This is a genomic window from Marinagarivorans sp. (assembly GCF_982758155.1).
In genome coordinates this window covers 17379-19417 of the sequence record NZ_CEXWTU010000082.1, presented here as the reverse complement: position 1 = coordinate 19417, position 2039 = coordinate 17379, and the positions used below count along the sequence as shown (strand labels likewise).

2 protein-coding genes are annotated in these 2039 nt (G+C 51.6%); both read right to left on the bottom strand.

The genetic code is table 11. From position 1 onward, the window contains the following. The coding region (gatB, locus tag AC3A8L_RS10810) for an Asp-tRNA(Asn)/Glu-tRNA(Gln) amidotransferase subunit GatB (protein WP_487962264.1) at positions 1-1064 on the bottom strand (1064 nt) is incomplete at its 3' end. A gap of 12 nt (positions 1065-1076) precedes the next feature. Further along, positions 1077-2039, bottom strand: a 963-nt coding sequence (locus AC3A8L_RS10805; RefSeq protein ID WP_487962263.1) for an amidase family protein, incomplete at its 5' end; no start/stop codon positions are given.

The following is a 2039-nucleotide window of genomic DNA, read 5'->3' as shown; positions in this document are numbered from 1 at the left end:
AGAAAGGCAGCAATTTCGCCCATTACCCAATTGGCGGCAAGCTTGGGTTGCGCACCAGCGGCGACAGCAGCATCAAAATAAACAGCCGTTGCTACATCGCCGGTTAATACCATTGCGTCGTAATCCGATAAGCCCATATCTTGGGTGTAGCGGATACGCTTGGCTTCGGGCAACTCGGGCATTGCCGCTTTAACTTCGGCTAAGAACTCATCGCTGAGTTCTACAGGCAGTAAATCGGGGCAGGGGAAGTAGCGGTAATCGTTAGAGTCTTCTTTGCTGCGCATAGAGCGCGCGACTTTGGTATCGCCATTATAAAGGCGGGTTTCTTGGCGAATTTCGCCACCGCTTTCGAGTACGCTAATTTGGCGATCGACTTCTAGCTCGATGGCGTCTTCCATAAACTTAAACGAGTTAAGGTTTTTAGTTTCGGTGCGGGTGCCCAGTTTTTCTTGGCCTTTAGGGCGCACTGAAATGTTCACGTCAAAACGTAACGAGCCTTGCGACATTTCGCCATCACAAATGCCAAGAGCAACAACAAGGCCGTGTAGTTTTTTAGCAAAGGCTACGGCTTGCTCGGCGTTGCGCATGTCGGGCTCGGTAACCACTTCGATGAGTGGTGTACCGGCGCGGTTAAGGTCGATGCCGCTCATGCCGTGAAAATCTTCGTGCAGCGATTTACCGGCATCTTCCTCTAAATGCGCATGGTGAATGCGTACCGGGAAGAGGCTGCCATCTTCAAGCGTAATTTCCATAATGCCTGGGCCAACAATGGGGGCGTCCAATTGTGTGGTTTGGTAGCCCTTGGGTAGGTCGGGGTAAAAGTAGTTTTTGCGCTCAAAAACAGAGCGGCGACCAATTTCGGCGTCAATCGCTAAGCCAAACATTGCCGCGTATTTAAACGCTTGGCGGTTGGGCACGGGTAGTGTGCCCGGCATGGCTAAATCAATAGCGCAGGCTTGGGTGTTGGGTTCGGCACCAAAAGCGGTGCTAGAGCCTGAAAATATTTTTGTTTTTGTGGCCAATTGAACGTGAATTTCAAGGCCAATAACGGTTTCCCATTCCATATGATTCTTGCCTTATTCGTAGTTGGCCGGTGCCAGTGTGTGGAAGTTAGTCACTTGCTGAAATTGATGCGCAGCGCCTAACATTTTGGCTTCGGCAAAGTAGTTACCGATAATTTGTAGGCCAACAGGTTTACCTTCAACCAAACCGCAAGGTACCGACATGCCCGGCAAACCCGCAAGGTTTGTGGCGATGGTGTAGATATCTTCGAGGTACATAGCAACGGGGTCTGAGCCTTTGCTGCCAAATTCAAAGGCGGGTGTTGGCGAGGTTGGGCCAATAATCAGGTCAACATCATTAAAGGCAGCAACAAAATCTTGCTGAATCAGGCGGCGCGCTTTTTGTGCCTTGGAGAAATAGGCATCGTAGTAGCCTGCACTTAAAGCATAAGCACCGACTAAGATGCGGCGTTTGACTTCGTCACCAAAAGCTTCGCTGCGTGAACGCGTGTACAAATCGGTGAGGTCCTGTGGGTTTTCGCAGCGGTAGCCGTAACGCACGCCATCAAAGCGCGACAAGTTGGCGGAACACTCAGCCGGAGCAATCACATAATAAGCCGGAACGGATAACGCCGTATGCGGTAGCTTAATGGCTTTAGTGGTAGCACCTAGCTTTTCGAATTGTGCAATGGCGTCGCGCACGCATTTTTCGGTCTCGGCATTTAGGCCTTCACCAAAGTATTCGTCGGGAATGCCAATGCGCAAGCCCGTTAAAGGCTTGTTAAGCAGGCGGGTGTAATCGTCTACGGGTTCATCTACGCAGGTAGAGTCTTTGGCATCGTAGCCAGACATTGTGCCCAGCAGTAACGCGATATCTTCGGCGCTACGAGCCATTAAGCCGGCTTGGTCTAAGCTGCTTGAAAAAGCAATCATGCCATAGCGCGACACGCGACCGTAAGTGGGCTTAAGGCCTGTAATGCCGCACAGGGCCGCCGGTTGGCGAATGGATCCGCCTGTGTCGGTAGCTGTAGCGGCTGG